23 protein-coding genes are annotated in these 23129 nt (G+C 72.5%); 19 read left to right on the top strand and 4 right to left on the bottom strand.

What is annotated here, in order from left to right; all coding sequences use genetic code 11:
* Positions 1-97: 97 nt before the first annotated feature.
* Both E2C05_RS00190 and E2C05_RS00185 read left to right on the top strand, forming a co-directional pair.
* Positions 98-1681 (top strand): lysine--tRNA ligase, encoded by a 1584-nt coding sequence (locus E2C05_RS00190; RefSeq protein WP_133217558.1) that lies wholly within the window; start codon positions 98-100, stop codon positions 1679-1681.
* A gap of 52 nt (positions 1682-1733) precedes the next feature.
* Positions 1734-3701 carry a lysylphosphatidylglycerol synthase domain-containing protein gene (locus E2C05_RS00185; protein WP_133217557.1) on the top strand — a complete coding sequence of 656 codons (1968 nt, stop codon included), beginning with the start codon at positions 1734-1736 and terminating at the stop codon, positions 3699-3701.
* A 191-nt stretch (positions 3702-3892) separates the two neighbouring features.
* Here E2C05_RS00185 and E2C05_RS00180 read toward each other — a convergent pair whose 3' ends face one another.
* The gene (locus tag E2C05_RS00180) at positions 3893-4540 is read right to left on the bottom strand and encodes a S24 family peptidase (protein ID WP_133217689.1); all 648 of its coding nucleotides are present in this window, start codon (positions 4538-4540) and stop codon (positions 3893-3895) included.
* Between the two features lie 180 nt (positions 4541-4720).
* Between E2C05_RS00180 and E2C05_RS00175 the strand changes: the two genes are divergently transcribed.
* The 12 genes from E2C05_RS00175 to terL all read left to right on the top strand — a co-directional run bounded on the left by E2C05_RS00175 (position 4721) and on the right by terL (position 16796).
* Positions 4721-5152: a hypothetical protein gene (locus tag E2C05_RS00175; protein WP_133217556.1), complete on the top strand. Its 432-nt coding sequence runs from the start codon at positions 4721-4723 to the stop codon at positions 5150-5152.
* 74 nt (positions 5153-5226) lie between these two features.
* Positions 5227-5754: a hypothetical protein gene (locus E2C05_RS00170; RefSeq protein WP_192912398.1), complete on the top strand. Its 528-nt coding sequence runs from the start codon at positions 5227-5229 to the stop codon at positions 5752-5754.
* 109 nt (positions 5755-5863) lie between these two features.
* Complete coding sequence (locus tag E2C05_RS33985) at positions 5864-6091, top strand: hypothetical protein (protein ID WP_192912401.1); 228 nt, start codon at positions 5864-5866, stop codon at positions 6089-6091.
* 4 nt (positions 6092-6095) lie between these two features.
* Positions 6096-7517 (top strand): portal protein, encoded by a 1422-nt coding sequence (locus E2C05_RS00165; RefSeq protein WP_133217688.1) that lies wholly within the window; start codon positions 6096-6098, stop codon positions 7515-7517.
* A 79-nt stretch (positions 7518-7596) separates the two neighbouring features.
* A complete protein-coding gene (locus E2C05_RS00160) occupies positions 7597-8346 on the top strand; it encodes a capsid assembly protein (RefSeq protein WP_240046494.1) in 750 nt (249 codons plus the stop codon).
* Between the two features lie 398 nt (positions 8347-8744).
* Positions 8745-9578 carry a phage capsid protein gene (locus E2C05_RS00155; RefSeq protein WP_133217555.1) on the top strand — a complete coding sequence of 278 codons (834 nt, stop codon included), beginning with the start codon at positions 8745-8747 and terminating at the stop codon, positions 9576-9578.
* A 132-nt stretch (positions 9579-9710) separates the two neighbouring features.
* On the top strand, positions 9711-10280 hold the full coding sequence (locus tag E2C05_RS00150) for a hypothetical protein (protein ID WP_133217554.1): 570 nt from the start codon (positions 9711-9713) through the stop codon (positions 10278-10280).
* A gap of 2 nt (positions 10281-10282) precedes the next feature.
* Positions 10283-12163, top strand: coding sequence for a hypothetical protein (locus E2C05_RS00145; RefSeq protein ID WP_133217553.1), 1881 nt, complete (start codon positions 10283-10285; stop codon positions 12161-12163).
* A complete protein-coding gene (locus tag E2C05_RS00140; protein WP_133217552.1) occupies positions 12163-12603 on the top strand; it encodes a hypothetical protein in 441 nt (146 codons plus the stop codon). The genes E2C05_RS00145 and E2C05_RS00140 overlap by 1 nt, the downstream gene beginning before the upstream one ends.
* 138 nt (positions 12604-12741) lie before the next feature.
* Entirely contained in the window at positions 12742-15060 is a 2319-nt protein-coding gene (locus tag E2C05_RS00135) for a glycosyl hydrolase family 28-related protein (protein ID WP_133217551.1), read from the top strand.
* Between the two features lie 4 nt (positions 15061-15064).
* On the top strand, positions 15065-15379 hold the full coding sequence (locus E2C05_RS00130) for a hypothetical protein (protein WP_133217550.1): 315 nt from the start codon (positions 15065-15067) through the stop codon (positions 15377-15379).
* A complete protein-coding gene (terL, locus tag E2C05_RS00125) occupies positions 15357-16796 on the top strand; it encodes a phage terminase large subunit (RefSeq protein WP_133217549.1) in 1440 nt (479 codons plus the stop codon). Before E2C05_RS00130 ends, terL begins: the two co-directional genes overlap by 23 nt.
* A 195-nt stretch (positions 16797-16991) precedes the next feature.
* On the opposite strand, the gene E2C05_RS00120 is transcribed toward terL, so the two are convergent.
* Positions 16992-17210, bottom strand: a complete 219-nt coding sequence (locus tag E2C05_RS00120) for a hypothetical protein (RefSeq protein WP_133217686.1) — start codon at positions 17208-17210, stop codon at positions 16992-16994.
* A gap of 83 nt (positions 17211-17293) precedes the next feature.
* Between E2C05_RS00120 and E2C05_RS00115 the strand changes: the two genes are divergently transcribed.
* The 3 genes from E2C05_RS00115 (at position 17294) to E2C05_RS00105 (ending at position 18555) form a co-directional block, all read left to right on the top strand.
* Positions 17294-17626 (top strand): hypothetical protein, encoded by a 333-nt coding sequence (locus E2C05_RS00115; RefSeq protein ID WP_133217548.1) that lies wholly within the window; start codon positions 17294-17296, stop codon positions 17624-17626.
* Entirely contained in the window at positions 17623-18105 is a 483-nt protein-coding gene (locus E2C05_RS00110) for a cell wall hydrolase (protein WP_240046493.1), read from the top strand. The genes E2C05_RS00115 and E2C05_RS00110 overlap by 4 nt, the downstream gene beginning before the upstream one ends.
* A gap of 93 nt (positions 18106-18198) precedes the next feature.
* Positions 18199-18555 carry a DUF952 domain-containing protein gene (locus E2C05_RS00105; RefSeq protein WP_133217547.1) on the top strand — a complete coding sequence of 119 codons (357 nt, stop codon included), beginning with the start codon at positions 18199-18201 and terminating at the stop codon, positions 18553-18555.
* A 105-nt stretch (positions 18556-18660) separates the two neighbouring features.
* Here the strand turns inward: E2C05_RS00105 and E2C05_RS00100 are convergent, their stop codons facing one another.
* Positions 18661-19620, bottom strand: coding sequence for a DMT family transporter (locus tag E2C05_RS00100; RefSeq protein ID WP_133217546.1), 960 nt, complete (start codon positions 19618-19620; stop codon positions 18661-18663).
* 104 nt (positions 19621-19724) lie between these two features.
* On the opposite strand from E2C05_RS00100, the gene E2C05_RS00095 reads away from it, so the two are divergent.
* Positions 19725-20777 carry a quinone-dependent dihydroorotate dehydrogenase gene (locus E2C05_RS00095; RefSeq protein WP_133217545.1) on the top strand — a complete coding sequence of 351 codons (1053 nt, stop codon included), beginning with the start codon at positions 19725-19727 and terminating at the stop codon, positions 20775-20777.
* Between the two features lie 11 nt (positions 20778-20788).
* Positions 20789-21715, top strand: a complete 927-nt coding sequence (locus E2C05_RS00090) for a TIGR01459 family HAD-type hydrolase (RefSeq protein ID WP_133217544.1) — start codon at positions 20789-20791, stop codon at positions 21713-21715.
* A gap of 54 nt (positions 21716-21769) precedes the next feature.
* On the opposite strand, the gene E2C05_RS00085 is transcribed toward E2C05_RS00090, so the two are convergent.
* Complete coding sequence (locus E2C05_RS00085; protein ID WP_133217543.1) at positions 21770-23008, bottom strand: FG-GAP-like repeat-containing protein; 1239 nt, start codon at positions 23006-23008, stop codon at positions 21770-21772.
* Between the last annotated feature and the right edge of the window lie 121 nt (positions 23009-23129).

Genomic DNA, 23129 nt, shown 5'->3' with positions numbered 1-23129 from the left:
CGGGGCGGAGGGAGGCCTGCCGCCTTGGCCGGGGCCACGCGACCCCGGGGCGGCTTCGCGCGTTGACCCCGCCGCCGCCCCCTGCCATCTGCCCCGGATGACCGCCGATCCCTCCCTTCGCTCCGTCAAGGCCTGGCCCTTCGAGGAGGCCGCCAAGGTCGCCGACCGCCTGGACGCGGCGCCGAAACCGGCCGAGGGGGATCGGGCCGCCCTGTTCGAAACCGGGTATGGGCCTTCCGGCCTGCCCCATATCGGCACTTTCGGGGAAGTGGCGCGGACCACCTGGGTCATGCGCGCCTATCAGCGGCTGACCGGGCGGCCTGCCCGGCTGATCGCCTTCTCGGACGACATGGACGGGCTGCGGAAGGTCCCGGACAACGTGCCGGAGAAGGAGATGCTGGCGAAGCATCTCGGCCGGCCGCTGACCGCCATCCCCGACCCCTTCGGCACCCATCCCAGCTTCGGGGCGCATAACAACGCCCGGCTGCAGGCCTTCCTGGACGCCTTCGGTTTCGAGTACGAGTTCGCCTCCTCCACCCACTACTACCGGTCCGGCCGGTTCGATGCGGCGCTGCTGCGCATGGCGGAACGGCACGAGGCCGTGAGGAACGTCATCCTCCCCACCCTCGGTCCGGAACGAAGGGCCACCTATTCGCCTTTCCTGCCCATCCATCCGGAGACGGGCGTGGTGATGCAGGTGCCAATGGAGGAAGTGCGACCGCAGGACGACCTGCTGGTCTGGATCGATCCCGACACCGGGACGCGGCAGGGGACGCGCATCACCGGCGGCGGCTGCAAGGCGCAGTGGAAGGCCGACTGGGCGTTGCGCTGGTATGCGCTGGGTGTCGACTACGAGATGTCGGGCAAGGATCTGATCGATTCGGTGCGCCTGTCCGGCGCCATCTGCCGCATCCTTGGCGGGACGCCGCCAGTCGGCTTCACCTACGAGCTGTTCCTGGACGAGCACGGGCAGAAGATCAGCAAGTCCAAGGGCAACGGCCTGACCATCGAGGAATGGCTGCGCTACGCGCCCAATGAGAGCCTGGGGCAATTCATGTATCAGGCGCCGCAGCGGGCGAAGCGGCTCTATTTCGATTCCATTCCGCGCGCGGTGGACGAATACCTGGCTAACCTGGAGAAGCTGAAGGCGCAGCCGGACCCGGCGAACCCCGCCTTCCACATCCACAATGGCGGCAGCAACGACCCGGGCTCGCCCATTTCCTTCGCCATGCTGCTGAACCTCGCCAGCGTGGTGAATGCGGATGATGCCGCCATCCTCTGGGGCTTCATCCGCCGCTACGCGCCCGGCGTGACGCCGGACAGCCACCCGATGCTGGCGCGGCTGGCGGATTGCGCCGTGGCCTATTACCGGGACTTCGTCGCGCCGGAGAAGGTGCACCGCCTGCCGAGCGCGACCGAGCGCGCCGCGCTGGAGGACCTGCTGCAGGTGCTGCGGGCGCTGCCGGCGGACAGCGATGCCGAGGCGATCCAGAACCTGCTCTACGAGGTCGGCAAGCGGCATGATTTCGCCAATCTCCGCGACTGGTTCGGGTGCCTGTACCAGGTGCTGCTCGGCCAGAAGGAAGGGCCGCGCTTCGGCGGCTTCGTCGCGCTCTACGGCATCGCCGGGACCATAGGCCTGATCGAGACCGCGCTGGCACGCCGGGCCGACGCGGCGTGAGGGCTGGACCGGCCACCCAGCCCCCGCGGCCGGCCAGGGATGCGCGCGGGCGATGACCGGCCGCTTCGCCTGGTTGCGCCGGAACGGCCCAGCGGTCTTCGGCGTGGCGCTGCTCGCCGGCGCCATCTACGTCGTCCAGAAGGAGTTCCGCGATCTCTCGGTCGCCGACATCCGCAAGGCCATGGACGCCATCCCGCCGGTCGCGCTTTGGCTGGCGGCCGGCTGGACCGTGCTCGCCTATCTCGTGCTCGCCATCTACGACAAGCTCGGCTCCATCTATGCCGGGCGGCCGGTGTCCTGGCCGAAGAGCTTCCTCGCCTCCTTCTGCGGCTATTCGCTGGCGCACAACCTGGGCTTCGCCGCCGTCTCGGGTGCCGCGGTGCGCTACCGGCTGTACTCCGCCTGGGGGCTGACGCCGCTGGAGATCGCCAAGGTGGTCGGCTTCACCAGCCTGACCTTCGGCCTGGGCGGCATGGCGCTGGGCGGGCTCGTCCTGGTGTTCGAGCCGGAGGTGGTGCCCTGGTTCGGCAGCCATGTCCCGCGTTGGGTCCTGCAGGCCTGTGCCCTGCCGCTCTGGGGCATCGTCGGCACCTACATCGTCCTAAGCCGCTTCAAGCAGCATATCCGCGTCTTCGGCCACCAGCTGGACCTGCCGGGGCCGCGCATGGCGCTGATGCAGACCGCGCTGGCCACCGTGGACGTCGCGGTGACGGCGGCGATCTTCTACACCCTGCTGCCGGCCGCCGAGGGGCTGACCTTCCTCCGCTTCCTCGGGATCTATCTCGCCTCCTACACCGCCGGCATCGCGGCGCATGTCCCGGGCGGCCTGGGCGTCTTCGACGGCGCCATCCTCATCGGGTTGCAGCCCTACATGCCTGCGCCCGAGGTCATCGGCGCGCTGCTGGTCTTCCGGCTTTACTACTACATCGTGCCGCTGTTCATCTCCGGCGCGCTCTTCGTGGGGTTCGAACTGGGGCAGCGCCGCGCCATCCTCGACCGCGTCACGGCGCTGGGCCGCGGCAGCGAGACGCTGGAGGTGCCGGCCATCGCCTCCCTCGTCGCGCTCGCCGGCGCGCTGCTGATCTTCCTCGGCGCACTGCCGATCCGCGGGACGATCATCGAGGAATGGGCCGGGCACATGGCCGCCCTCGCCTCCCATTTCGCCGCGTCCGTCGTCGGCTCGCTGCTTCTGGTCATGGCTTATGGGCTGCTGCGCCGGCTGACCATGGCCTGGGCGCTGACGCTGTTCCTGCTGCTGAACGGCGCCGCCATCGCCTGGGTGCGGGGGGAGGCCTGGTGGCTCTGGGCCGCCTTCCTGTTGCTGGCAGGCCTGGTGGCGGCGCTGCGCGGCGCCTTCTACCGCGACAGCCGGTTGGTCCGCGAACCCCTGTCGCCCCAGGCGCTCGTGCCGCTGCTGGCCGTCGCGCTCTGCGGCATCACCCTGGCGCTGGTCGCCTATGGCGGCCGGGTGTCCGATGCGTCCTGGTGGGAGGTGGTGTTCTCCGAGATCGCGCCGGACAGCCTGCGCTTCACCGTCGGGTTGACCGGCGTGCTGCTGCTGATCGGCATGGTGCGGCTGCTGCGGCCGGCGCGGTTCCGGCCGCTGGACTGGGATGCCGGGACGCGGGCGCGGCTGGCCGCGCTCGGCGCCATGGCGCCGGCCGAAGCCGATGGCGCGGTGCTCGGGGAGGGGGAGAAGGCCGGCTTCGCCTTCCTGAGGCGCGACGGCGTGTGGCTGGCGCTGGGCGACCCGGCCGGCGAGCGGCGGGATGCCATCTCCGCCATCTGGCGCTTCCGCGACCTGTGCGAGCGGGCGGGGGTCGATCCGGCCTTCTGGCGCGTCGGGCAGGACTATCTGCGCGTCTATGCCGATATCGGCCTGCACGCCGTCGCGCTGCGCCAGGAAGGGGCGCCCTGCTACCTCGCCATGCGGGCGGAACGCGACCTGGAAAGCCTGCGGCCGCTGCTGCCCGCCGAGCTGCGGCGGGCGGCGGAACCGGCACGGAGCCGCGCGGCCTAGGGCGGCTCTGCAAAGGGCCGCGACGCGTCTCGGCGGGTCCTTTCCGTCCTGACGGGCCCCACGCAGCGCGCACAGCACCCTGCGTGCGAACCCGGGCCGCGTCCGGGGGAAGCCCGAAAGCTCCCTCGCGGCTCCATCCCTGGTCCCTTAGCAGGCGCCGGCCCGGCCGCGCCGGCTGGCCGGTGCGGCCCCTACTGCGTCGCCCAGACGATCCGGTGCATCCAGGCGATCTCCGGCAGATCGAAGCTGTAGTCCGGATGCGCGGGGTTGAGGCTGCGCAACTCGATGCGCCGTGCGCTCTGCCGCTTCAGCTCCTTCGCCATCACCTCGCCCTGCTGGGTCCGCACCACCACGCGGTCGCCGCGCCGCACCGGCGCGCCGGGTGAGACGATGACGACATCGCCGTCGCGGAACACCGGCTCCATGCTCTCGCCCGAAATTTCCAGCGCATAGGCATTCGGATCGGCGATCTCCGGCACCGCGATCTCGTCCCAGCCGCCGCCCACGGGATAGCCGCCATCGTCGAAATAGCCCTCGCCGCCCGCCTGGGCGAGGCCGATGAGGGGAATGCGTCGTGCCAGCCCCCCGCGGCCGCTGCGCGGCAGTGCCGCCGCGCCCGTGACCAGCGCGGCGAATTCGGCGAAGCCGGCGCCGGTGGCGGCCAGCACCTTCGCCACGCTTTCAGTCGACGGCCAGCGCGCCCGGCCATCGGAGCCGATGCGCTTCGACGGGTTGAAGGCGGTCGCGTCCAGCCCGGCCTTGCGCGCGAGGCCGGAGGCGGAGAGCCCATTCTCCGCCGCCAGCGCGTCGAGCGCCCGCCAGATATCGTCATGGGTCATGCTCATGCGTCGCCCGGCCCCCCGGCCCGTCTCATCCAGCATCGTGTCATGGGCATAACATCCTAGGTATCAGTTCGGAGATCAATAGGTGAATTTTCCTTTTTTCCTCTTGCCGCCACGCGCGCATGAGGCATACGTTCATGGAATGTTCCAACCCGGCGAGAGAGGACGTTCCCCCCGATGACCGCGACCCGCCCCAGCTTCTCCCCCGGCCCGCAGGGCCGCCAGCGGACCGAGCCCTTCCGCAGCCCGGACGAGGCCTGGTTCTGGACCATGGCCGCGCTCGTCGCCCGGCGCGACGGCGCCCGCATCGTCTCCGGCGCCGGGCTGGTCGGCCGCCCCTGCGAGCCGGACGACGTGGTGAAATGCCTTGACCGGCTGTACCGCCAGCGGCGCATCGACCTGCAGCATGTCCGCATCATGCGCATCTGGGGCGAACGGCAGCAGGCGCCCGACCCGCGCTATCCGCGGGAAAAGGGCGACTGGCGGCTGTGGCGGGAAGCGATGGCGCGGCTCGACTGGCCGCTGCGGGTGAAGGGCATCGTGGACGGGCCGTCGCTGCCCCCGGTCGAGGGCGCGGACATCCTTCCCTTCCCCGGCGGCGCCACGTGACCGCCACGGCACCGGCAACGCCCTGGCCAGGCCCGGGCGACCAGCTTCGGCAGGCGGCATCGCCGCGGCCCGCCATGGCCGCGGCCGGCCGTCAGGACGGCGCGCCGCCGTCGACGCAGCCGGGTGCGGCCGCACCCCGGCCCGCGCATCGCCGCGCCGCCCAGGCCGGGCAGCGCGCCTGGATCGTCTTCGGCGGCCAGGCGGACCAGCCCTGGCTGCGCCTGCTGCGCCCCGGGTTCCGCCACTGCTTCGCCGTGCTTCAGGACGCCGCCGGCTGGACCGTGCTGGATCCCCTCTCGGGCCGGCTGGTGGTGGCGCGGCTGGAGGTGCCGGCGCAATTCGACCTGCCGGGCTTCTATCGTCGCGCCGGCTTGGCGGTGACGGGCCCCTTCGTGCCCGGAAACCCACGCGGGTCATGGCTGCCGCCCGTCATGCCCTTCAGCTGCGTCGCGCTCTGCCGGGCCGTCCTGGGGTCGGGCGCGCCCTTCGCCCTGACGCCCTGGGGCCTGTTCCGCAAAATCGACCGCAATAGGAAAAATGTCTTGACTGTCGTCGCGTCCCCGTTCATAACCCGTTCCGCCAACGGGCGAGTTGCGCCCTGAGGCATCCTCCCGATCCCCTCCCCGACCTGCCGCGGGCCCGCTCCCCTCACCAGGGGCGGGCCCGCGGGCTTTTCGGGGCCGGTTTCCCGAACAGGATGAGGTGACGCGCATGGGTGGCCTGTTCCGCGCCCCGAAGCCGGTCGTCGTCCCGCCGCCTCCGGCCCCCGCGCCGGCCCCCGCGCCGGCCGCGCCGACGCCCGAGGACCAGGGCCAGCAGGCCCGCGCCGAGGCCCGCGCCCGTGCCGGCCGCGGCCTGGCCGGCACCATCGCCACCAGCCCGCGCGGCGTGCTGGATCCCGTGGTCGCGCCGCCGCGCAAGTCGCTGCTGGGGGAATGACGCCATGGAGCCCGCCGACCTCATCGCCCGCTTCCAGCGCGCGCTGGAACGCCGCCGCCCACTCGAGCCGCTCTGGCAGGCCTGCTACGACCATGTGCTGCCGCGGCCCGATGGCGGACCGGCGCTGTTCGACGCCACCGCGGCCGATGCCGCAGAACAGCTCGCCGCGTCCCTGCTGGCGGAGCTGACGCCGCCCTGGTCCCGCTGGTTCGGCCTCTCACCCGCCCGCGGCACCGCCGACCCCGCGGCGGCCGCGGCGCTGGAGGAGGCCGCGACGGTGCTGCAGGGCCATTTCGACCGGTCCAATTTCGTGGTCGAGATGCATCAGGCCTTCCTCGACCTGGTCGTTGCCGGCACCGGCCTGCTGCTGGCGGAGGAAGCCCCGCTCGGCGAGGCGTCCGCCTTCCGCTTCACCGCCGTGCCGATCCGCAGCGCGGTGCTGGAGGAAGGGGCGGACGGAAGGCTGTCCACCATCTTCCGCCAGATGCGCCTGACGGCGGCGCAGATCCTCGCCCGCTTTCCCAAGGCCAACCTGCCGCATGGCATGGTGCGGGCAGCCGCCGAGAACGATCCGGCGCTGCATGCGGTGCTGGAGGCGATCTGGCCGGAGCGCGGGGCCGCCCGCCACGCCGTGCTGCTGGCCGATCCCGCCGACCCGCTGCTGCTCGCGGCGGGTCGCTTCGCGGAAAGCCCGGCCATCGCCTTCCGCTGGCTGAAGGCGCCCGGCGAGACCTATGGCCGCGGCCCCGTCCAGAAGGCGCTGCCGGACATCCGCACCGCGAACAAGGTGGTGGAGCTGGTGCTCAAGAACGCGTCGATCGCCGTCACCGGGATCTGGCAGGCCGAGGATGACGGCGTGCTGAACCCGGACACCGTCAAGCTCGTCCCGGGCGCGATTATCCCGAGGGCGCCGGGCAGCGCCGGCCTGACGCCGCTGGCGGCGCCGGGTAATTTCGACGTCTCGCAGATCGTGCTGGACGGGCTGCGGACGCGCATCCGCGCCGCGCTGCTGGCCGACCGCCTGGGCCCGCTGCAGGACGCGCGGATGACGGCGACCGAGGTGCTGGAGCGCGGTGCGCAGACCGCGCGGCTGCTCGGGGCGTCCTATGGCCGCCTGCAGGCGGAGCTGCTGACGCCGCTGGTCGTCCGCTGCCTCGCCATTCTGCGCCGGCGCGGCGAGATCCCCGCCCTGCTGGTGGACGGGCGCGACGCGGCCCTGCGCTACGAAAGCCCCCTGGCCCGCCTGCAGGGCCGCGCCGATGCGGCGAACACGCTGCTGTTCCTGCAGTCGGCGGCGCAGCTCGGCGGGCAGGCGGCGGCGCAGATCGACGCCGCCGCGGCGACGCGCTGGCTGGCCCGCACCCTGGGTGCGCCGGCGGAAGTGCTGGTGCCGGCAACCTCCGCAGCCGGTCCGCCGCCTGCCTGATGTCCCCGGCGCGCGGCCCGGCATCGCGCCCCGTGCCCACCCCGCCCACCCCTGAAACCCCATCCGGGAGTGACCCCGCATGCCCGAGGACCTGCTTCAGCCGCCGGAGGAGATGGCGACGCCCGACATGGGCAAGCCCGCGCCGCGCCCCGCCGAGGTGCCGGAGAAATTCTGGGACCCCGCCACCGGCACGCTGCGCGTGGACGCGCTGCTGAAATCCTACCTGGAGCTGGAGCGGCGCCTGTCCCAGCGCGGCGGCCGGCCGGGGCCGGACACGACGCCGGAGGACATGGCCCGCTTCCGCCAGGCCATGGGCATCCCGGACAGCGCCGATGCCTACAACATCACCTCGCCGCATGAGCTCTGCTGCCCCGATGCCACGGTGAATGCCCGGCTGCACGCGGCGCAGTTCAGCAACGACCAGGCGCAGCTCGTGTACGACCTGGCGGCGGAGCGGCTGCTGCCCCTGATCGCCGAGGCGGCGCAGCAATACGAAGCCGACCGCCAGCGCGAGATGCTGGTGCACCACTATGGCGGCGAGGATGCCTTCAAGCGCATGGCCGCGCAGCTCGCCGCCTGGGGCCGGGCGAAGCTGCCGCCCGGCGTCTATGCCGCCCTGGCCTCGACGGCCGACGGCGTGATGGCGCTGGAGCAGATGATGCGCGGGCAGGAACCCGGGCTGGCGCGCGACGCCGCGCCGCCCGGCCCCGAGAACGAGGGCGAGCTGCGCGCCATGATGCGCGACCCGCGCTACTGGCGCAGCCGCGACCCGCAATTCATCCAGCGCGTGACGGAAGGCTTCCGCCGCCTCGTCGGCAACCCGGGCTGACACCGGACGCCGGACGCCCCGACGGCCGTCATCCGGCATCGCGCGCAGGGTTGGTGAGGCAGCTGCGCGCCAACCGACATGATCATGCCGGCCAGCATCCTTGCCGGCCGGCATGACGCCACCCGGCAGGGCTTGAGCGCGTCTCCCCCCGCCTCGCTGCTCGCCCTGCCGCCCGGGGCGCCCGGCCGCATCCTTGCGGCAGGGCGCCCCGGTTCGGGGGCGGACCAGCGCGCCGGCCGCAAGGCCCTGGCTGCGCGGTCCGCCCCCTTCCCTTGCCGGCCGCGCGCAACCCGCCCCGCGGGTGCGTGGCCGCGCGCGTCGTGGCGGCCCTGCCCGCAGGCAAACCGCCGCATCGCGCTTTCCGCCCCCCCCCCCGCCACGAGCAGAAGGACCGAGGCATGTCCGCTTCGATCGACCAGGCCTTCGTCAAGCAGTACCAGGCCGAGGTGCAGGAAGCCTATCAGCGCATGGGGTCCAAGCTGCGCCCGACCGTGCGCAGCAAGACCGAGGTGCGCGGCGCCTCCACCGTCTTCAACAAGGTCGGCACCGGCACCGCGGCCGCGAAGGCGCGCAACGGCGTCGTGCCGGTAATGAACATCGACCACAGCACGGTCGAGTGCTTCCTGCAGGACTACTATGCCGGCGACTGGGTGGACCGGCTGGACGAGCTGAAGACCAACATCGACGAGCGCGCGGTGGCGGCCAATGCCGGCGCCTATGCCCTGGGCCGCAAGACCGACGAGCTGATCATCGCAGCGATGGACAGCGGCACGCGCGAGGCGATCGGCACCGGCACCGGCGAGACCGACAATGACGGCCTCACCCGCGCCAAGGTCCTGCTGGCCTTCCAGCAGCTGGGCAATGCCGACGTGCCGGATGACGGCCAGCGCTATGCCGTGGTTGGCTGGAAGCAGTGGAGCGAGCTGCTGACGATCCAGGAATTCGCCAACACCCAGTACATCGGCGACTCCGAGCTGCCCTGGAAGGGCACGCAGGCGAAGCGCTGGCTGGGCGCCACCTGGATCCCGCATAGCGGCCTGACCAAGAACGGCCTGCTGCGCTACTGCTACTTCTATCACCGGACGGCCATCGGCCATGCCGCCGGCCAGGAGATCACCACCGACATCACCTGGCACGGCGACCGCGCCGCCCACTTCGTGAACACGATGATGAGCCAGGGCGCGGTGCTGGTGGACGGCACCGGCGTCGTGCGGATGCGCTGCAAGGAATAGCGCGCCGCCCCTGTCCTGCGGAGCGGAGTCCCACCGCCGGGCGCTTGCCGCCCTGCGGCGATCTGCTCTGACGGCCCCCGCCCCGCCGGGCGGGGGCCATTCCTGTCCGTGACCGCTCCGGAGCCCCCCTCCATGCCCCTCTCCGCCCTCGCGCTGTGCGCGCGCGCGCTGCTGAAGATCGGCGCGCAGCCGGTCGCCTCGCTCGACGAAGGGACCGCCGAGGCCGAGGTCGCGGCCAATCTCTATCCCGGCCTGCGCGACGCGCTGCTGGCCGCGCATCCCTGGAGCTTCGCCACCGGCCAGGCCACGCTGCCGCGGCTTGCGGCGACGCCGACCGCCGACCACCTCTACGCCTTCCAGCTGCCCGCCGGCTTCCTGCGCGCGCTGTCCGCCGGCAACCCGGACCGCGGCCGCGGCCTGCCCTATCGCATCCTGGAGGACCGGCTGCACGGCAATGCCGAACAGGTGGTGCTGACCTACATCTTCCGCCCGGACGAGAGCGTCTTCCCGCCGCATTTCGCCGCCGCCCTGGTCGCCCGCCTGGCCGCCGAATTCTGCATTCCGCTGACCGAGAATTCCTCCCGCGCCCAGTTGCTGTCGCAGCAGGCGGAGGCCGAATTCCGCGCGGCCCGCCGCATCGACAGCCAGCAGCAGACGCCGCGCGCGATCGAGGATTTCCCGCTGATCACCGTGCGGGGCTGAGCATGGCGCAGTCCCGCATCCTGAAGACCAGCTTCACCGCGGGGGAGCTGGCGCCGGAGCTGCTTGGCCGGCCCGACCTGCGTGCCTATGCGAATGGCGCGCGCACCCTGCGCAATGTCGTCATCCAGCCGACCGGCGGCGTGACGCGCCGCCCCGGGCTGCGGCACGTGGCCACGCTGCCTGGCGCGGCGCGGCTGATCGCCTTCGAGTTCAATACCGAGCAGACCTACCTGCTGGCCCTGACCGCGGGCGCGCTGCGCGTCTTCGTCGGCGACAGCCAGGTGGCGCAGGTGGCCGGGCCCTGGACGGCGGCGATGCTGCCGCAGCTTGCCTTCACGCAGAGCGCCGACACGCTGCTGCTCTGCCACCCCGACATGGTGCCGCAGAAGGTCACCCGCACCAGCAACACCGCCTGGACGGTGGCGCCCTGGTCCTTCCTGCGGGAACCCTTCTACCGCTTCGCCGATGCGGCGGTGACGCTGACGCCCTCCGCCACCGTGGGCACCGTCACGCTGACCGCCTCGGCCGCCGTCTTCCAGGCGGGGCATGCCGGGGTGCGCTTCCGCATCGGCGGCAAGCGCGTGCTGGTCACCGCCGTCGCCAGCGCCACCCAGGCGACCGCGACGGTGGAAGAAGCGCTGGCCGGGACCGCGGCGACCACGGATTGGGAGGAGGCCGCACTGTCACCCGTGCATGGCTGGCCGGTGACGCTCTGCTTCCACCAGGACCGGCTGGTGCTGGGCGGATCGCGCGACCTGCCGAACCGGCTCTGGCTCTCCCGGTCCGGCGATCTCTTCAACTTCGACCTCGGGACCGGCCTCGACGACCAGGCGATCGAGTTCGGCTTGGTCTCCGATCAGGTGAACGCCATCCGCGGCGTCTTCTCGGGCCAGCACCTGCAGGTGTTCACGTCGGGTGCCGAGTGGATGGTCACCGGCACGCCGCTGACCCCGGGCAGCATCCAGCTCAACCGGCAGACCCGCGTCGGGTCGCCGGTGGCACGGCTGGTGCAGCCTGTGGATGTGGACGGTTCGACGATCTTCGCCGCCCGCAGCGGGCGTGGCATCTTCGAGTTCACCTATACCGACCTGCAGCAGCTCTACCAGGCCAATGATCTCGCCCTAGTTTCCCAGCACCTGGTGCGGGACCCGGTGGCGATGACCTATGACCAGCGCCGCCGGCTGCTGCACGTGGCGATGGCCGATGGCAGCCTGGCGACGCTGACGCTGTATCGTGCCGAGCAGGTGACCGCCTGGTGCGGGCAGGAAACGGATGGCGCCGTCCGCTCGCTCGCCGACATCGAGGGCGCGGTCTATGCGGTAGTGGAGCGCCGCGGCACGCCGCGGCTGGAGCGCTTCGACGATGGCCTGGCGCTGGACGCCGCGCTGACCGGCAGCGCCGCCACGCCGCAGGACACCTGGGCCGGCCTCGGCCACTTGGCGGGCGAGACCGTCGGCGTGCTGGCCGATGGTGCGCCGCGGGCCTCGGCCGTGGTCGCCAACGGCGCGGTCACCATCGATCCGCCTGCGTCTTCCGTGCAGATCGGCCTGCCCTTCACCCATCGGGTGGAGCCGCTGCCGGCCGACCTCACCTCCGCCATCGGCACCCGGGCGGCGCCGATCAGGCTGGTCGCCATCACCTTCCGGCTGCTGGAAACCCAGACCTTGTCGGTCGACCTTGGCCGCGGGTCGCAGCCCGTCAGCTTCCGCCGGCTCGATACCGCGGTGCTGGACGCGGCGCCGCCGGCCTTCACCGGCGACGTGACGCTGCGCGCGGTGGGCTGGCGGCGCGACGCGCTGGCGCCGCTCTGGCGGATCGAGGACGACACGCCGCTGCCGATGACGCTGCTTTCCGTCACCATGGACATGAGGATGACCGACTGATGGCCGCACTCGCCTCGCTCGCCACCCTGGTCGGGGCGGGCGCCTCCATCTACGGCAATGTCCGCCAGGCGCAGCAGCAGAACGAGCTGAACCGCGCCCAGATCCAGATCGCCCAGCAGCAGGAGGCGGCGCGGCAGGACGCACTGCGCGCCCAGCAGCAGGAAGCGGCGCTGCAGCGGCAGCAGACCCTGGCGAAGACCATCGCCACCACCCGCGCGCGGCTCGCCGCTTCCGGCGTCGCGCCCGATGAGGGATCCGCCGGCGCGCTGACAGCAGGGCTGACGCAGGAAGCGGCGGCGGCGCAGAACGCCGACGATGCGACGCTGCGGGCCCGGCTGGCGCAGGGCCGGGTCAGCCTGCTGAACCCGGACGGCACCTTCACCGCCCTGCTGCAGAGCAGCCGGACCTTCGGCTTCGCCGCCCGCAACCTGCTTGATTAGCGGGCTGCGCAGCCAGCCTCCACATCGGTCCCCATCGCGGTTGCGCCGCATCCGCGGTGGGCGCCCACCCAACCCTGTCGGCGCAGCCGAAGGGGGGGTGTGTCCCCCCCCAACCCCCCTCAGGAGCCAGTTCGCCCGATGGACGAGCACATCAGGATCGGCGACATCGCGCCGCGCGTGCAGTACCTGGCCGATGGCACCCAGGCCAGCTTCACCTACCCCTTCCCGATCTTCGAGGCCGGCGACCTGGAGGTGCGGCTGGACGGCCTGGTGCAGGTCGGTGGCTACACGGTCGCCGGCGCCGGGCAGTCGGAAGGCGGCAGCGTGGCCTTCGACGCGGCCCCGGCCACCGGCACGCGGGTGACGCTGCGCCGCAGCCTGGCGATCGCCCGCACGACCGATTTCCAGGCGAATGGCGTTCTGCGCGCCCGCACCCTGAACGACGAGCTGGACTACCAGATCGCTGCGCTGCAGGAGGTGAAGGACGAGGTCGGCAGCGCGCTGCGCTTCGATCCGTCCGAGGTCGGCGGTGCGCCTTCATTGCCGTTGCCGGCGGTGCGGGCCAACAAGCTGCTGGGCTTCGACAGCCTGGGCGGCGTCGCCGTCTTCGACCGCGGGGAGGGAACGACCAGCGTTCCCTTTCCGGGCGGCATCCCGCGCACGGTGGAGGACAAGCTGGCCGAGCGGCTGTCCGCCCGCGACTTCGGCGCGGTCGGCGACGGCACGGCGGATGACGGCCCGGCGCTGCAGGCGGCGATGAATGCCGCCGCCGCCAGCGGCAAATTCCTCGAGATTGGCGAGGGCACCTTCCGCACCACCCAGCCGCTGCTGCTGCCCGGCGCGGCGGCGGGGCTGCTGATGCGCGGCACCATCCTCTATGCCGGGCCGGGCGGCGCCGCCGCCCTGACGTTGGGCGATGGCGGCAGCGCCAACAACCAGCGCAAGGTCTATGCCGGCCTGTCGGTGTTCCGCGCGCTGCAGAGCGACTGGCTGGACGAGGCCGATGTCGGCATCCGCATCCGCAACATCGACGCCAGCCGGGTGGAGGTGCGGCGGGCGGAACGCTTCACCATCGGCGTGCAGGTGGTGGGCGACGAGCGCGGGTCGGAGGACAGCGACCTGCATTACGGCCGGCTGATCGACAACCGCATCGCGCTGGACCTGCGGACGCTGACCTCGACCGCCTGGATGAACTCCCTGCGGCACCATGGCGGGCATTTCGCCTGCTCCTCCGCCACCAATCCGGGGATCGGGCGGTTCGGCGTGCGGCTGTCCGCCGCGCCGGGCGCCTACCGGCTGCACAATGCGCATCTCTTCCTCGGGCCGGGCTTCGAACTGCAGCGGCAGGGCACGCCCGGCACGGTGGATGCCATCCCCTTCCTGCTGGAGGTGGACGGGCGCGGCCTGACCGCGCGCGGGGTGCGGATGGAAGCCTGCTCGCCCTTCGTCGCGCGCCATACGGCCGCCTTCAACGACGCGGTCTATGAGGTGGCCTTCGTCGGCACCTACGGCTTCACCGGCTGCGCCGTGGACTATGCCGGCGCGACGCGGGCCGGCGGCACGGTGCTGCCGCTGCACCAGGCGGCGGCGGCGCTCGGCACGCCGCGGCTGGTGGCCGAGGCCTCCAACATCCGCGCCCGCGCCTTCCGCTGGGACGCCGCGTCGACCGGCTTCGAAGGGCTGGCGGTGCTGTCGGGCAACCCCACGGTGCCGGCCAACACCCTGACCAATCTCTGCTTCCCTGGGCTGAACCTGCTGACGCTGAACGCCGACACGGTGACGCTGCCGACCAGCCGGGCGCTGGCCTTCGTGGTGGACTGCACCATCTGCAAGGAGTTCTTCCTGGCCGCCGAGGGCAGCGCCCTCCGGCCGATGGTCCTGCAGTTCGACGCGGCGGAGAACGCGCTGGACAGCACCGCGCCGGCGCTGCTGTCCAACATGAACATCGCCTGGCAGGGCGCGCCGTCCTTCTGGTGGGAAGGGGTGGCGGATCTCGACAGCCTCGTGGGTGGGCTTGCGCTCAACCGCCTGCAGCGGGTGACGCTGGCGCCGAACGCCGCCTTCGCCGCCATCGGCGTGCGCGGCGGCAACGCCGCCTCGGTCCTTAAGTCGCTGCGGCTCTACGTGCCGGGGACGGAGGCACCGATGGTGCTGGCCGGCGCCGGCCGCGCCTGGGGCACGCGGGAGTTTTCCGCGAGCCTAGCCTACGACCCGCCGAGCCTGGTCGCCGGCGCCAATGCCAGCCAGATCGTCAGCCTGCCCAACGTGCAGAACGGCGATTTCGTGCAGGCCAGCTTCGCCGGCCAGGTCAGTGGTTTCATGGAATGGACGGCATCGGTGACCAATAGCGGCGCCGCGGGCACCGTGACCGCCCGGGTCACCAATCGGCATCCGTCTACTACCATCGACCTCAGCGCCGGGACGGTACTGGTCCGCGCCCTGAAGCCGCGAGTTTGACAGCATGGCCCGCCCGCCCAAGCCGCGGATCGACCTCGATCTGCCGCCGCTGATCGACCCGGTGCTGCGCGACTACCGCGCCCTGCTTTCGGACGATCCGGCATTCCGCGATGCCGATGCGCTGAAGCAGCTCGCCGCCCGCTATGCCGCGGCGCGGGCCGTGGTCGCGCAGCTCGAACACCTTTTGAAGATCGCCGCCGATCATGGCGGTCAGGTGGACAGCAAAGATCTCGACGACTCCCTGGCGCACTACCGCAAGGCCATGGCGCTGGACCTGAAGGAGGAGCCGGCTGCCGATGACGAAGGAGACGGAGGCTGACTTTCTCGAGGTGGTCTGGATCTGGAACCACCTGCAGTCGCAGTCGACGCCGGCACCGCATCGCCGGATGGCCCGCTGGCTGCAGGCCCGCTGGGATGCCGGCGACACGCGGCTGCTGCTGATGGCCTTCCGCGGCTGCGGCAAGTCCACGCTGGTCGGCCTGTTCTGCGTCTGGCGCCTGCTGCGGGCACCCGATACGCGCATCCTGGTGCTGGCCGCCGACCAGGCGCTGGCGGTGAAGATGGTGGCGCAGGTGCGGCGCATCCTGGAACGCCACCCGCTTTGCGCGCATCTGCGCCCCGATGGGCCGGGCGACTGGGCGATGGACCGCTTCACCGTCGCGCGCAACGCCGTGCTGCGGGACCCGTCGATGCTGGCGCAGGGGATCTCCGGCAACATCACCGGCGCCCGCGCCGACCTGATCATCTGCGACGATGTGGAGGTGGCCGGCAATTGCGACACGCCGGCAAAGCGGGCCGAGCTGCGCGAGCGCCTGAACGAGAGCGAGTTCGTCCTGGTGCCGGGCGGCACCATGCTCTTCGTCGGCACGCCGCATTGCGCCGATACGATCTACGCCCCCGCGACGAAGCCGGACGCCCATCTGCGCGGCTATCGGCGCCTCGTCCTGCCGCTGCTGGACGCGAATGGCGACAGCGCCTGGCCGGAACGCTTCACGGCGCCCGGTATCGCCGCGCTGCGGGACCGGGTCGGCCCCCTGGCCTTCGCGCGGCAGATGCTGCTGCAGCCGGTGGCGGAAGCGGCGCTGCGCCTCGACCCCGCCCTGATCATCCAGTACGGCGAGGAACCAGAATACCGCGAGGCGAATGGCCGGTCGCAGCTGTCGCTTCTCGGCCGCCGGCTGCTCTCGGGCGGGGCCTTCTGGGATCCGGCCTATGGCCGGCCAGGCACCGGCGATGCCAGCGTCCTCGCCGCCACCTATGTGGATGGGGAGGGCAACAGCTACCTCCACCGCCTGGCCTACATCACCCACGATCCGGACAGCCCGGTGGACCCGGCGACGCAGCAATGCCAGGCGGTGGCCGCCATCATGCGGGACCTGCTGCTGCCGGTGGTGCGGGTGGAGACCAACGGGCTGGGGCGCTTCCTGCCGGCGCTGCTGCGGCGGGAACTGTCCCGCGCCAATGCGCCCTGCACCGTGGTGGAACATGCCAGCCGGCGCGGCAAGGCGGACCGCATCCTCTCGGCCTTCGATCCGGCGCTGGCCGCGCGGCGGCTCCACGCGCATGCAAGCGTGTTCCGCACGCCCTTCGCGGCGGAGATGGCCGCCTGGCGGCCGGATGCCGCGAATGCCCGCGACGACGCGCTGGACGCCGTCGCCGGCTGCCTGCTGACCGAGCCGGTGCGCCTGCCGCAGCTTCCGCCCGTCCCGCGCAGGCCGTCCTGGCGGGGCCTCTAGCGCCCCGGCGGGCCTGACCGCCCCGGCTCGCCTGCCAGGGTCGTGGGCGCTGCGTCACGTGGGCCCCTGGGGAGGATGCGGCGCCGGCCGGGCCGGAGCCTCCATCGGGCGCGCCGGCCCCGCCGGCCACGAACAGGAGGGGCCGGCGACCGGGACTTCCCCGGCGGTTGCGGGGGCCGCGCGCCCCCCCCGCGGTCACACGGCGGTCTTCAGCACGTCCCGCGCGTGCCGCGCCGTGCCCTCGCCAGTCAGCTCGTAGCGCCCGTCCGCGCGCTGCCGGGCCAGGCCCCTCTCGCGCAGCCGGGCCAGGCAGGGGCCGTCCTTCAGCCCGTCCGGCCGGCCCGCGGGCCCGACCAGCGTCAGCCGGTGCAGGGCCGACCGGCAGCAGGTCTCGAGATAGGGCTCGTTCCAAATCGTCACGGAATTCGTCGTTCCCGGTCACGCCGCCCGGAAGGGTGGTCGCGCCGGGCCCATGCTTCAAGGAGGCCAAGGCGGAGATGCAGATCGAGACGACCTGGTGGATCACGGCGGTCGAAGCACCGATCGTCGCCGCGCTCTTCTACATGATCCATGGCCTGCGCCGCGACCTGCAGGACCGTATCGAGCGCAGCGACCAGCGCGAGAGCGACGTCGTCACCCGCACGCGGGACGAGCTGGCCGAGTTCAAGCTGGAAGTGGCGCGGGCCTATGTGCCGCTCTCCCTCATCCGCGACGTGGACCGGCGCCTGTCGCAGCACCTGCTACGGATTGAGGAGAAGCTGGAGGAGGTGAAGCGCGGCGGCTTCGGCAGCCCCCGCGGCCGGGGCGTGGTGGGGGAGGACGTGTCGTGACCGCGGCCGACCTTCTCGCGCTGACCCTGCGGGCCGAGGCGGGGGAGCGCCCGGTCCGCGCCATCGAGGCCCTGGCCGCGATGGTGGCGAACCGCGCCCGCCGCGCCATGGCCGATGCGGCCGATTGCGCCCGCTTCGCACCCGGCGGACGGCCGGGGGAGGCGCTGGCGATGCTGCTGGCCCGCGCCTGCCGGGCGCCCTTCCTGTTCGGCTGCTGGCGCCTGGGCGACCCCCGGCGGGCGGCGCTGCTGGCCGCCGCGCAGGGGGCGGAGGATGCGGCGCTGGCCATGTGCCGGCGCATCGCCCAGCGGGCGGTGGCCGGTGCGCTGCCGGACCACACCGGCGGGGCGACGCATTGGCACGCGGCGGAGGCGCTGCCGGGCTGGGCCATCGGCCAAGTGCCGCTGGCCGAGATCGGCGGGCTGGTCTTCTACCGGCTGGAGCAGGTGGCGGGCGGCCGCGAACCACCCGGCGCCTGACCCCGCCAGGCCGTCCCGTGGCGGCCGGCGGGCGGATCACCGGCGGGCCGATGCCGGCTTCGCCCGCCGGCCAGGCAGCGCTACACCCCGCGCATGGACGAGGTGATCTACACCATGGTGCGCGCCGCCGATTGGGCGGAAGCGGAACGCCTGGGCGAATACCGCGGCAGCGCCGATGACCAGCGCGACGGCTTCCTGCATTTCTCCGCCGGGGCGCAGGTCCGGGCCAGCGCGGCGAAGCACCGCGCCGGCGAAACGGACCTGCTGCTGGTGGCGGTGGAAGCGGCGCGGCTGGGCGCGGCCCTGCGCTGGGAACCCGCCGCCGGGGGCCGGCGCCCCGGCCTGTTTCCCCACCTCTATGGCGCGCTGCCGGTGGCGCTGGTGCGCGCCGTGGTCCCGCTGCCCCTCGGCCCCGATGGCGCGCATCGGTTCCCGCCCGGCATACCGTGACCCCTGCGGCCCATCCGGGAAGCGGGCCAGGGCCCGAACGCTCGCCGCTGCCGCGAAGCCACCTGGCACGACGGCCTGCGCATGCGCCCGCATGAACAGGCCACGTCAGGTCTCGGACGGTCTTCCGGCCTTCGGACCCACCCGGGGCCGTGGCTCCTTATGCTCCGGAGGACCGGGGGATGCGGCAGCACGCAGGGGTGCCGCCGCCGTGCCGATCGGTGCCGGCCGCCGCGCCCGCTCGCTCATCACGCAGGCGAAGACCACCACCACGCCCCCGGCGATGGTCGCGGCATCCGGCCAGCGCCCCCAGAAGGCAAGGTCCAGCGCGACCGAAACCGGCAGCGCGGCGAAGCCATAGGGGCCCAGCCTGGCCGCATCGGCATGGCGATAGGCGGCCGCCGTCAGCACCACCGCGCCGCCGGCCAGCAGCCCGTTCAGGCCCAGCCGCGCCAGGTCCAGCGGCGGGGCCGGCACCCAGTCCCGCCAGGCCAGCGGGCCGAAGACCAGCAGCCCCACCAGACCGGGCCACAGGATGACGCCCACCAGGCCCGGTTCGCCGCGCAAGCGCCGGTTCACCGTCTGGGTGACGGCGAAGGCCAGGGTGCCCACCAGCACCGCGGCATAGCCGGCCAGGGGCGCCCCGCCCCCGAGCTTCGGCGCCACCGAGAGCAGCACGCCGCCGAAACCCGCCAGGCACCACACCCAGGCGGCGCGCGGCACGGCTTCCTTCAGCAGGAGGGCGGCGAAGGCCATGGTGAGGAAGGGCGCCGTGAAGAAGACCAGGTAGCCCTCGGCCAGCGGCAGGTGCCGGAAGCCGAGGAAGAAGCTGGCGGCCGAGACCATCATCGCGGCGACCCGGATGGCGTGCAGCCCCGGCCGGCTGGTCGGCAACGGGCCGCCGAAGCCGGGCTGCGCCATGCGGGCCAGGAGGAACAGCGGCACCAGCACGGCGTAGCGCAGGAAGATCACCTGGCCGACCGAGTACTGGCCGGAGAGGCCCTTGCTGTTCGCGTCCAGCAGGCTGAACAGGACGATGCCGGCCAGCGCCAGCGCCGGACCCCTCACGCGCGTTTCCCTCCCGGGCTTTGGCCATGCTTGTCGGGGGTTGCGGGGCGGGCGTCAACCGCGCGGCTTCCCATCGTCACCATCCTGCGGCATGAGGCGCGGCGATGACCCCCCGCCTCGCCTCCGCCTTCCTGCCGCTGCTGCGCGCCATGGATGCCGAAGCCGCGCATGGCCTGGCGCTGCGCGCGCTCCGCGCCGGCCTCGCCGGCCGCGATGCCGCACCGGACGACCCGGTGCTGGCGACCCGCGCCTTCGGCCTGTCCTTCCGCAACCCCATCGGCCTGGCCGCCGGCTTCGACAAGAATGCCGAGGCGGTGACGGCGCTGATGCGGCTGGGCTTCGGCTTCGTCGAGACCGGCACCGTCACCCCTCGCCCGCAGCCCGGCAACCCGCGGCCGCGCTTGTTCCGGCTGGAGGAGGACCGGGCGGTCATCAACCGCATGGGCTTCAACAACGCGGGGCTGGGCGCCTACCGCTCCCGCCTCGCTGCGCTGCCGCGGCCGCGGCCAGCGGTGCTGGGCGGCAATATCGGCGTGAACAAGGACGGCGCCGATCCGGCGCGCGACTACCCCGCGCTCTATGCCGCGCTGGCGCTGGTCGTGGACTACGTGACGGTGAACGTCTCCTCCCCCAACACGCCGGGCCTGCGCGACCTGCAGGGCGAGCAGCGGCTGATCGAGATCCTCGATGCGATTGCCGCCGTGCGGCGAACCTCGGATCCGCCGCTGCTGGTCAAGATCGCGCCCGACCTGGCGGCGGATGCGCTGGGCCCGATCGTCGAGGCCTGCGCGGCGCGGGGCGTCGCCGGCATCATCATCTCCAACACCACCATTGCGCGGCCCGGCAGCCTGCGCAGCCCGCATCGCGCCGAGGCGGGCGGGCTTTCCGGCCCCCCGCTCCTCGAACGCTCCACCGCCATGCTGCGCGAAGCCTACCGGCTGGCGCGTGGACGCCTGGCGCTGGTCGGCGTTGGCGGCGTCTCCTCCGGCGCCGAGGCACTTGCCAAGATCCGCGCCGGGGCGTCGCTCGTGCAGCTCTATACCGGCTTTGCCTATGGCGGGCCGGCGCTGGTGCCGCGCATCAAGCGGGACCTCGCCGCGCTGCTGCGGCGCGACGGCATCACGCGGGTTGCCGATGCGGTCGGCCTCGACGCCTGAAAGGAACAGCCATGGACATCCTGGACGGCATCGCGCCGGTCGCCGATCGCTATGACGGCTTCGTCCTCGACCTCTGGGGCGTGGTGCATGACGGCAAGCGGCCCTATCCCGGCGTGCCGGAGGCACTGGCCGCGCTGAAGTCGCGCGGCAAGCGCGTGGTCTTCCTGACCAATGCGCCGCGCCGCGCCTGGTATGTGGAGCGGATGCTGGACCGCATGGGCCTCGACCGCGCGCTGTATGACGGCATCATCTCCTCGGGCGAGGTCGCCTGGCGGATGCTGAAGGCGAAGGACCATCCCTGGTTCGCCCGGCTGGGCCCGCGCGCCTTCCATATCGGGCCGGAACGCGACCTCTCGGTGGCGGAGGACGGCGCGGCGGAACTGGTGCCGGACGCGGCGCAAGCCGACTTCCTGCTGAACACCGGCCCGGACCCGGACCGCGGCGCCCATAGCGCCGAGGCCTATCGCCCGGCCCTGGAGGCAGCGGCACGGCACGGCCTGCCCATGCTCTGCGTCAATCCCGACCGCTTCGTGATGGTGGGGGAGGACCGGGTGATCTGCGCCGGCGCGCTGGCCGATCTCTACAAGCCGATGCTGGCACCCGATGGCCGGCGGGCCGCAGGGACGGCATCAGGGCGAGGCGGCGTGGAGCGGGCGCCCGAGGACCTCATCTTCGAAGTCGGCAAGCCCGACCCGGCGGTCTACGACCCGGTGCTGGAACTGCTCGGCATGTCGGATCGCCGGCGGGTGCTGGCGATCGGCGACAGCCCGCATACCGACTTGGCCGGCGCGCAGGCGGCGGGGCTGGATGCGCTCTGGGCCCTGACCGGCCTGGCGCAGCATGCGCATGGCGACAACCCGTCGGCCGATCTGCTGCAGGCGGTGGCGCGGGCCGAAGGGGTGGAGCCGATCGCGGCGGTGAAGGCGCTGCGCTGGTAACGCCCGCGGGGCCTGGACGCAGCGCGCGCCCAGGCCCCTTACGGCAGTTTGGCGTCAGGCCAGCAGCCAGTCCGGGCCCGGATTGGGCAGCAGGCTGCTGGCGGCGATGGTGGCGCCGTTCATGAACCACTGCGCCACTGACCCATCGGCGACATTGCGCCAGGCGATGTCGGCACGGCCATCGGCGTTGAAGTCGCCGACCGCCTGCGGCTGCCAGGCCGGGCCGGGATCCGCGACCACCGTGCCGGACACCAGCGCCGCGCCGTTCATCTTCCACAGCGCGACCGGGCCGGCATCGTTCTGCAACAGGATGTCCGCCTTGGTATCGCCGTCGAAATCGGCGACCGCCACCACCTTCCATTCATTGCCGGGATTGGCGACGGTGGCGGTGGCCACCGGCGTCGCCCCGTTCATCTGCCAGACCTGGACCGAGCCGTCGGTGCCGCGCCAGACGATGTCGGCGCGCCGGTCACCGTCCAGGTCGCCGATGCCGGCGATGGACAGGTTGCTGCCCGCCGGCGGCAGGATGGTGCCGGCGGCGATCGTCGACCCGTTCATCTGCCACAGCGCCAGGCTGGAATCGGCGTTGCGCAGCAACACGTCCGTCCGCCCGTCGCCGTCGAAATCGCCGGTGCCGTGCACCGTCCAGCCGAGGCCGGGATTGGCCACCAGCGCGCCGGCGGCGATGGCCGGGCCGTTCATCTGCCACAGCGCGATGCTGCCATCCTGGGCGTTGCGCCACAGGATGTCGCCGCGGCCGTTGGCGTCGAAATCCCCGGTGCCAGCGACCGACCAGTCCGGCCCGGGATTGGCGACGATCGCGCCGCCCAGCAGGGACCCGCCGGTGATCTGCCATTCCGCCAGGGTGCCGTCGCGGTTCTGCCAGAGCAGGTCGGCGAAGCGGTCGCCGTTGTAGTCCACCGCCGTGTTGGCGAGCGGCAGCGGCGGCAGCGCCTGGAAGACAATGTCGTTCGGCTGCAGCGCCGAGACATTCGCCAGGAAGGCGTTCTCCGAGGTGCCGGGGCGGTAGAACACCGCGAGCCCTGCCACGCCTTCCAGGATAAAGGGCGTCGCCACGATGTCGCTGGGGGCGATGCCGCCGCCGAAGACCAGCTTGTCCACGCCGGGCTGGAAATCAGCGATCCAGTCCAGCCCGTCGCCGGGCGCGTAGGCGAAGCGGTCGGCGCCGCCGCCGCCGATGAGGAAGTCGTCGCCGCGGCCCCCCGCGATCAGATCGCCGCCGGCGCCCCCTGCCAGCGTATCGCGCAACGCCGTGCCAACCACATCAACCATGCAGCCTTCCCCTTGCCGTGTCTGTCGTTCCGCCCGGATTCCGAAGGACCCGGGCGCTGCAACCAGGACAACGCAGGAAAGACGCTTACGCTGCGTGCAACAAGTATACAACCGTGCCGCG

It is taken from the genome of Paracraurococcus ruber (genome assembly GCF_004353985.1).
Classification (GTDB): Bacteria; Pseudomonadota; Alphaproteobacteria; order Acetobacterales; family Acetobacteraceae; genus Paracraurococcus; species Paracraurococcus ruber.
Note: the sequence above shows the minus strand (reverse complement) of the source record. Positions and strands in the feature narration are given on the sequence as shown.